Raw genomic sequence first — 7,637 nt, forward strand, 5'->3', positions numbered from 1 at the left:
CCGGATGCGGGTGGACGGCGACGGCAACCGGCTGTGGCTGCGCCCCGACGAGCGCACCCGCCACGCGGTCGAGGTGCGCAGGGGAACCGACGGCGTGTGGCGCTCGGCCGCCCCCGGCTGGCGCCCGATCCAGGCGCTGTGGCCGCGGGAGGACCGCCCCGACGGCCACCCGGTGCTGATCGACGACGCCGACCCGTACCGCGAGCAGGGCCGCCGCGCCAATCCGTACGGGCTGTCCGCCGCCGACCGGCTCGCCGACGAGGACCGGGCCAGATGGCGTACCGCCTGGCGCGAGGCCCAGCCGTGGCTGCGGCTCGGCGACGGCACCCGGGCCCGCGAAGTGGCCGCGCTGCTCGACTGCTTCGTGCCGCTGGACGGCGCCGCGTCCGCGCAGTACAGCGCCACCTTGGGCGACGCCTTCGGCGCGCTGCTCAGCAGTACGCCGATGGGCGGCCTGAAGATGGCCGCCGCGCTCGTCCACGAGTTGCAGCACACCAAGCTGCTGGCCCTGGCCAGCGTCACCGCGCTGCACACCGCGGACGACACCGCCCGCTACTGGGCCCCCTGGCGGCAGGACCCGCGGCCCTTCGACGGCGTCTTCCAGGGCGCGTACGCCCACCTCGCGCTCGCCGACTTCCACCTCGGCGTCGCGCTGGCCGCCGCGGACCCCGCACAGCGCGACGCCGCGTGGGCCGCGCACTGCCGCTGCCGCCTCCAGGTCGAGGCCGTCCTGCCGCAGCTGCTCGGCTCCAACCGGCTGACCCCGCAGGGCCGCACCCTGGTCAACTCCATGGCGGCGTACCACACTCGGCTGGGACGGCACACGCCGCCGGAAGGCCATCTCGCGCGCGCCACGGCGTACGTCGAGACGGCCCGGGTGATCTGGCGGCGAAAGCGGGTCTGAACGGGCGTCTTTGGGCGCGCGAAACGGCATGACCGTACGTCAACGGGGGAGTAAAGCAGTGTAGTTTCTGGCGAAAGTCACCTGTGCCGTCGGGCGCACCTGGCTCACCTGTCGATCCACTGACCCGCCAGAGCACTACGCGCGTATCACGAGGGAGTCGCACGCATGGCCGGAGGGCGTAACGCCGCCTCAGCAGCACGGGGGCAGGGAATCGTCACGATCAGTTACGCGGGCTACAACAGGGCCTGGGCGGCGTGGATCGCGAGCAGACTCGAACGGCACGGCCAGCAGGTGGCGCTGCAACGCTGGGACGCCGACCCCACGGACTCCATCGAGCGGATGTTACGTGACCTGCTGCTGTCCGAGGGCCGCGTGCTGATCGTGCTCAGCGAGTGGTACTTCCGGCTCGGCCCGCGCACCCACGAGGAGTGGAACGTCGCGCTGCGCGCGGTCGTCCCCGGCCACAGCGAGCGCTTCGCCGCGGTCTCCGTCACCCCGGCCGCGCTGCCCAGCGCCGTCGCCTCGCTCGGCGCCGCCGACCTGTGGGGCCTGGGCGCGGCCGAGGCCGAGCGGCGACTGCTCGGCAGGCTCGGCATCACCCCCTCGCGCGCCTCCTCCAGCGACACCCTCAGCGGCTCCGGCGGCCCGCGCTTCCCGCTGGAACAGCCCGACGTCTGGGGCGGTGTCCCGCGCCGCAACACCCGCTTCACCGGCCGCGAGGAGCTCCTCGGCGACCTGCACAACCACTTCACCCAGGCCGAGCCCGGCGCGGGCGTCGCCACCCTGCACGGCCTGTCCGGGGTCGGCAAGACCCACATCGCGACCGAGTACGTCTACCGGTTCGGCCCGGAGTACGACGTCGTGTGGTGGGTGCGCGCCAGCGAGCGCGGCACCCTGCGCGAGAAGCTGGCGGGCCTGGCGCCCGCGCTCGGCCTGGTCACCGGCCGCGAGTACGGCGAACGGCTGCGCGCGGTACGCGACGCGCTGCGCCGCGGCGAGCCCTACTTCCGCTGGCTGGTGGTCCTGGACGGCGCCGACCAGCCCGAGGACATCCACGACCTGGTGCCCACCGGCCCCGGCCACGTACTGATCACCTCGCAGAACCGCGAATGGGCCGAGCACAACAGCGCCCTGGTCGAAGTGCCCGTCTACAGCAGGTACGAGAGCGTCGCCTTCGTACGGCGGCGCGCGCCGCGGCTGGACGACGCCGACGCCGACAAGCTGGCCGACGCCCTCGGCGACCTCGCGCTGGCCCTGGACCAGAACGCGGGCGCGCTGAACGACTCGGCCATGCCGGTGGACGACTACATCGAGCTGCTGCGGCACGGCGCGGACGTCGAACCCGGTCTCAAGGTCGCCGCCGACTTCCAGATGACGTACTACACCGCCTTCTCGATACTGCTCAACCGGCTCCGCGAGGACAAGCCGGAGGCCGTCGACCTGCTGCGGCTGTGCGTCTTCTTCGCGCCGGGGCCGATCCCGGTCCGGCTGCTGCGCGACCTGCCCGTGCGCGACCTGCCGGAACAGCTCGCCGGGCTGATGGAAGACCCGCTGCTGTGGAATTCGGCGATCAGCAAGCTCGCCCAGTGGGCCGTCGTGCAGTCCGACCCGCCGGAGGCCGAGGACGACGAGGCCACCGGCAGCGCCGAGGTCGTCCAGATGCACCGGCTGGTCTACCAGGCGGTGCGGGCCGACATGCCCGTGGCCGAGCAGAACATGTACTCCCAGGTGGTCCGCAAGATCCTGGCCGCCGCCGACCCCGGCCGCGCCGACGACACCCGGCTGTGGCCGCGCTACGCCGAGATCGTCCCGCACCTGGAGGCGTCCGGCGCGCTGCGCAGCACCAACCCCGACATCCAGCTCATGATCGTCAACTGCCTGCGCTACCTGCACCTGTCGGGCGAGTACCGGGCCGGGCTGCGGCTCGCCGAAGCCACGGCCGAGCACTGGCCCGACCTGATGGAGCCCGGTCACCAGCGGCTGTGGGACCTGGTGCACAACCGGGCCAACATGATGCGCGCCATGGGCGACTACGTCGCCACCGAGGCCCTGGACCGCGACGCCTTCGAGACGCTGCGCGCCGACCGCGGCGACCAGGACCTGCTGGTGCTGCGCGCGGCCAACGGCCTGGCCGCGGACCTGCGCAACCTCGGGCGCTACGACGAGGGACTGGAAACGGCCCGGTTCGTCCAGCGCGGCTACGCCCAGCTCGTCGGCGAGCAGGACTCCCGCACGCTGCTCGCCAAGAACAACCTGGCGGTCACCTACCGGCTGCTCGGCCTCTACCAGGAAGCCCTCGACCTCGACGGCGAGATCCTGGAGGCACGCCGCGAACTGCTGCGCGCCCGCAACATCGTCACGCTCTCCTCGGAGAACTCCTACGCGTACGACCTGCGGCTGCTCGGCCGTTACGACCAGGCCACCTCGGTGCAGGAGCGCAACGCCGAGACCCACCGCACCGTGCTGGGCGCCGACAACCCCCAGACGCTGCGCGCCGAGCACAATCTGGCGCAGTGCTACTACCGGGCGGGCGACCGGCCGCGTGCCGCCCATCTGATGGGCCGGCTGCTGGAGCGCTGCGAGCGGGTGCTGGGCAGCACCGACCCGCTGACGCTGCGGGTCGCGGTCACGTACTCCAGTTTCGAGCGGGAGCACGGCGACCTCGACCGGGCCAGGGAGCTGTCGGAGTTCGTCCTGCGGCACTACCGCTGGCAGTTCAACGCCCAGCACGCGTTCGTCTCCGGCGCGCTCGCCAACCACGGCCTGCTGCTGCGGGCGGCCGGCGAGCGGCAGCAGTCGCAGATCGAGATCGAGGACGCGCTGATCGGGATGACCCGCGCGGTCGGCGACGACCACCCGTGGACGCTGGGCTGCGCGCTCAACGCCAGCGGCGCCCGCAACTTCGCGGGCGACCCGGAGAGCGCGGCCGAACTCAGCCGCGCCACCGCCGAGCGGGCCGCCGCCCGGCTCGGCAAGGACCACCCGCTGACGCTGTCCTGCCGGATCGCGCTCGCCACCGACCTGCGCAACATGCGCAAGCGGCAGGAGGCCGACAAGATCGAGGAGGAGGCGCTGGCCGCGCTCTCGGCCACCCTCGGCCCGCAGCACCCGCACACGGTGACGGCCCGCTCCCGCACCCGCCCCTACTGGGACTTCGAGCCCATCAGCTCGTAGCACGCGCCCCGCCGCGCGAACGGCCGGTGGCCCCGCACCCCCTCAAGGGGTGCGGGGCCACCGGCCGTTCGCGACGGGCGGGAGGTCAGATCGAGAAGACCTCTTCGAGCAACTGCTGCTGCTGCTCCTGGTGCCGCTTGGCGGAGCCGACCGCGGGCGAGGACGACGACGGGCGGGACACCCGGCGGAGCCGGTCCGCGTTGTCGGGGGCCGCGCCGAGCAGCAGGTCCAGGTGGTCGATCAGGTTGAGCGCGATGAACGGCCATGCGCCCTGGTTCGCGGGCTCGTCCTGCGCCCACACGAACTTCTGCGCCTTGGTGTACGGCGCGATGGCCGCCTGGATCTCCACGCCCGGCAGCGGGTAGAGCCGCTCGATGCGGATGAAGGCCACGTCGGTCGCCCCGCGCCGCTCCCGCTCGGCGATCAGGTCGTAGTAGACCTTGCCGGAGCAGAAGACGACCTTGCGGACCGCCTCGGGCTGCACCGAGCTGTCGCCCATCACCGGCTGGAACTGCCCGGTGGTGAAGTCCTCGGCCTTCGACGCCGCCGCCTTCAGCCGGAGCATCGACTTCGGGGTGAAGACGATCAGCGGCTTGTGGTGCGGGTTGTGCACCTGCCAGCGCAGCAGGTGGAAGTAGTTGGCCGGGGTGGTCGGGGTGGCGACCGTCATGTTGTTCTGCGCGCAGAGCTGGAGGAAGCGCTCGATCCGGGCCGAGGAGTGGTCCGGGCCCTGGCCCTCGTAACCGTGCGGCAGCAGCAGGGTGACGCCGGACGTCTGGCCCCACTTCTGCTCGGCCGCGGTGATGTACTCGTCCACCACGGTCTGCGCGCCGTTGACGAAGTCGCCGAACTGCGCCTCCCACAGCACCAGCGCCTCGGGCCTGGCCAGCGAGTAGCCGTACTCGAAGCCCATCGCCGCGTACTCGCTGAGCAGCGAGTCGTAGACGTTGTAACGGGCCTGGTCCTCGGACAGGTACAGCAGCGGGGTGAAGTCCTCGCCGGTCTCCCGGTCGATCAGCACCGCGTGCCGCTGGCCGAAGGTGCCGCGCCGCGAGTCCTGGCCCGCGAGCCGGACCGGCGTGCCCTCCAGGAGCAGCGAACCGATCGCCAGCGTCTCGCCCATGCCCCAGTCGATCGTGCCGTCCTCGACCATCGCCGCGCGGCGCTGGAGCTGCGGCAGCAGCCGCGGGTGGACGGTGACGTGCTCGGGGATGTTGACCTGCGACTCGGCGATCCGCTTGACGACCTCGGCGGAGACCGCCGTGGGCATCGCCACCGGGAACTCCGGCTGCACGGACGTCTCGTGGCTCGCGGGCGGCGCGGACGCCGCCTCGCGGACCTCGGTGAAGACCTTCTCCAACTGCCCCTGGTAGTCCTGGAGCGCCTGCTCCGCCTCTTCCAGGGTGATGTCACCGCGGCCGATCAGCGACTCGGTGTAGAGCTTGCGCACCGAGCGCTTCTTGTCGATCAGGTCGTACATCAGCGGCTGGGTGAACGCCGGGTTGTCCGACTCGTTGTGCCCGCGGCGGCGGTAGCAGATGAGGTCGATCACGACGTCCTTGTTGAACGCCTGCCGGAATTCGAAGGCCAGCCGCGCCACGCGGACCACGGCCTCCGGGTCGTCGCCGTTGACGTGGAAGATCGGCGCCTCGATCATCCGGGCCACGTCGGTGCAGTACATCGACGAGCGCGCGGACTCCGGGGCGGCGGTGAAGCCGACCTGGTTGTTGATCACCACGTGCACGGTGCCGCCGGTGCGGTAGCCGCGCAACTGCGACATGTTGAGCGTCTCCGCGACGACACCCTGGCCCGCGAAGGCCGCGTCGCCGTGCAGCGCGATCGGCAGGACCGTGAAGTCGGTGCCCGCCTTGTTGATGATGTCCTGCTTGGCGCGGGCGATGCCCTCGATGACCGGGTCGACCGTCTCCAGGTGCGAGGGGTTCGCGGCCAGCGAGACGGTGATCTGCTCGCCGTCGAGACCGGTGAAGGTGCCCTCGGCGCCCAGGTGGTACTTCACGTCGCCGGAGCCGTGCATCGACTTCGGGTCGAGGTTGCCCTCGAACTCGCGGAAGATCTGCGCGTACGACTTGCCGACGATGTTCGCCAGCACGTTGAGCCGCCCGCGGTGGGCCATGCCGATCACGGCCTCGTCAAGACGCGACTCGGCCGCCGCGTCGATGACCGCGTCCAGCAGCGGGATGACGGACTCGCCGCCCTCCAGCGAGAAGCGCTTCTGGCCGACGTACTTCGTCTGGAGGAAGGTCTCGAACGCCTCGGCCGCGTTGAGCCTGCGCAGGATGCGGAGCTGCTCCTCGCGCTCGGGCTTGGCGTGCGGGCGCTCGATCCGGTCCTGGATCCACTTGCGCTGCTTGGGGTCCTGGATGTGCATGAACTCGACGCCGACGGTGCGGCAGTACGAGTCGCGCAGCACCCCGAGGATGTCGCGCAGCTTCATCAGTGACTTCCCCGCGAAGCCACCGACCGCGAACTCGCGCTCCAGGTCCCACAGGGTCAGTCCGTGCTCCAGCACGTCCAGGTCGGGGTGCTTGCGCTGGCGGTACTCCAGCGGGTCGGTGTCGGCCATGACGTGGCCGCGGACCCGGTAGGAGTGGATCAGCTCGAAGACCCGCGCGGCCTTGGTGACGTCGTCCTCGTGCGCGGTGTCGATGTCGGTGCGCCAGCGGACCGGCTCGTACGGGATGCGCAGCGCGGCGAAGATGTCGTCGAAGAAGTCGTTCTCGCCGAGCAGGAGCTGGTTCATGATCCGCAGGAACTCGCCGGAGGCGGCGCCCTGGATCACCCGGTGGTCGTAGGTGCTGGTCAGCGTCATGACCTTGGAGATGCCCAGCTTGTTCAGGGTGTCCTGAGAGGTGCCCTGGAACTCGGCCGGGTAGTCCATCGAGCCGACGCCGAGGATCATGGACTGGCCGGGCATCAGCCGCGGCACGGAGTGCACGGTGCCCAGGCCGCCGGGGTTGGTCAGCGAGGCGGTGACGCCGGTGAAGTCGTCCATCGTCAGCTTGCCGTTGCGGGCGCGGCGGACGATGTCCTCGTAGGCCTGCCAGAACTCGAAGAAGTTCAGCGTCTCGGCCTTCTTGATGGCCGCGACGACGAGCTGCCGGTCGCCGTTGGGCTTCACCAGGTCGATGGCCAGACCCAGGTTGACGTGTTCCGGCTTGACCAGCGTCGGCTTGCCGTCCTTCTCCGCGAAGGAGTGGTTCATCGCCGGCATCGCCTTGAGCGCCCGCACCATCGCGTACCCGATCAGGTGCGTGAAGGAGACCTTGCCGCCGCGGGCGCGCTTGAGGTGGTTGTTGATCACGATGCGGTTGTCGAACAGCAGCTTCACCGGGATGGCGCGGACCGAGGTGGCGGTCGGCAGCTCCAGCGAGGCGTTCATGTTCTTGGCGACCGCGGCGGCCGGGCCGCGCAGCGTCACGTACTCGGGGCCCTGGGGCTCCGGCGCGGGGTCGGTCTGCTTCGGCGCCGCCTGCTGGGGCGCGGCCTGCCTCGGGGCGGCCTGCTGGGGCGCGGCCTGCCTCGGGGCGGGCGCGGGAGG

The 7,637-nt window shown here is 71.3% G+C and carries 3 protein-coding genes; 2 read left to right on the forward strand and 1 reads right to left on the reverse strand.

The features are described from left to right. Positions 1-904 (forward strand): aKG-HExxH-type peptide beta-hydroxylase (locus tag BGM09_RS02315; protein ID WP_262928345.1); only part of this gene is annotated, 904 nt, incomplete at its 5' end. 165 nt (positions 905-1,069) lie between these two features. Beyond that, positions 1,070-4,078, forward strand: coding sequence for an FxSxx-COOH system tetratricopeptide repeat protein (gene fxsT, locus BGM09_RS02320; RefSeq protein ID WP_188279666.1), 3,009 nt, complete (start codon positions 1,070-1,072; stop codon positions 4,076-4,078). 85 nt (positions 4,079-4,163) lie between these two features. Here fxsT and BGM09_RS02325 read toward each other — a convergent pair. Beyond that, a partial coding sequence (locus BGM09_RS02325) for a multifunctional oxoglutarate decarboxylase/oxoglutarate dehydrogenase thiamine pyrophosphate-binding subunit/dihydrolipoyllysine-residue succinyltransferase subunit (protein WP_188279667.1) occupies positions 4,164-7,637 on the reverse strand: 3,474 nt, incomplete at its 5' end.

It is taken from the genome of Streptomyces sp. CBMA29 (genome assembly GCF_014596445.1).
Classification (GTDB): domain Bacteria; phylum Actinomycetota; class Actinomycetes; order Streptomycetales; family Streptomycetaceae; genus Actinacidiphila.